This window comes from Escherichia sp. TW14182 (assembly GCF_000208525.1).
GTDB classification, from domain to species: domain Bacteria; phylum Pseudomonadota; class Gammaproteobacteria; order Enterobacterales; family Enterobacteriaceae; genus Escherichia; species Escherichia ruysiae.
Window position 1 is genome coordinate 1 of the sequence record NZ_AEJZ01000484.1, and the last position, 1,163, is coordinate 1,163.

Consider the following 1,163-nt stretch of genomic DNA (forward strand, 5'->3'; position numbering starts at 1 on the left):
ACAGGCAGAATCACTTAACAATCCGGTACTGGCTGCAGCGGTGACTCAGGGGACAGCGGCTGCGATGACAGGCGGGACGGGTGAGAGCAGCCCTGTGGAAGAAAAGGCACCTGTGGCGGAGCTGACTGAAATTGTGGACAAAGAAACCGGGGAAATCCTGTATCCGGACGATGAGCGGTATGACGAACTCTGCAGAGATTCAGGCCAGGCACAGGAAGCAATGCGACAGGATGAACGCAATCTGGTGAGTCACCAGACGAATGAAGCGCGTGAACAGGATGATGACCGCGAGGTAACCTGGTAATGCTGAGTATTGCACCCATTGCCGGTGGTGGCGCAGGCTATTACACATCGCAGGATAACTACTATTTTCTGGGCAGCATGCAGTCCCGGTGGTTAGGGGAAGGCGCAAAATTGCTGCAACTGGAAGGGCCGGTGGATGCTTTCCGGCTGGATGAGCTGATTGCCGGACGTCTGCCCAATGGCGTCAGTCTGGAGAGAATGGAAGGCGGCATTAATGTGCATCGCAGCGGTTATGATCTGACATTTTCTGCCCCCAAAAGTGTGTCTGTACTGATTGCGCTGTATGGTGAGAATCGTTTACTGGAGGCCTGGAACAGGGCAGTAAGTGAAACGCTAAAAGAAGTTGAATCGCTGGTTTCCAGTCGGGTGATGAAAGAGGGAGAGACAGAGACACAACTGACACAGAAAGCGGTTATTGCCACATTTAATCATGACACTTCACGGAATCTGGATCCGCAACTTCATACCCATGCATTGTTCCTGAATATGACACCAACGGAAAGTGGCTGGCGAACGCTGGCAAGCGGTACGGTCAGGAAAGACGGATTTATTGAAGCTGTTTATGCGAACCAGTTAGCTCTGGGGCAGATACAACTGAATTTATTGCGCCGTCAGGTTGAGGCGATGGGCTATGAGACGGTGGATACCGGGAAAAATGGTCTGTGGGAGATTAAAGGTGTTCCGGTCGATATTTTCTCAACCCGCAGTCAGCAAATCCGGGAAGCGGTCGGGGATGATGCATCGGCTAAATCCCGCAGTGTGGCTGCGCTGGATACCCGTCGCGCCAAACAAAAAGAGCCGGACAGAGAAGAGTTGCTGACAGAGTGGCATGAGCGTATTGACCGGACAGGATTCAGTTA

At 52.5% G+C, this 1,163-nt stretch carries 1 protein-coding gene and 1 pseudogene; both read left to right on the forward strand.

The window, feature by feature from the left end; all coding sequences use genetic code 11:
- Positions 1–304 (forward strand): annotated as a pseudogene (locus EQY_RS0123500) (type IV conjugative transfer system coupling protein TraD); the annotation flags it as partial.
- Positions 304–1,163, forward strand: an 860-nt coding sequence (gene mobF, locus EQY_RS0123505; RefSeq protein WP_000948641.1) for a MobF family relaxase, incomplete at its 3' end; no start/stop codon positions are given. The pseudogene EQY_RS0123500 and the gene mobF, both read left to right, overlap by 1 nt.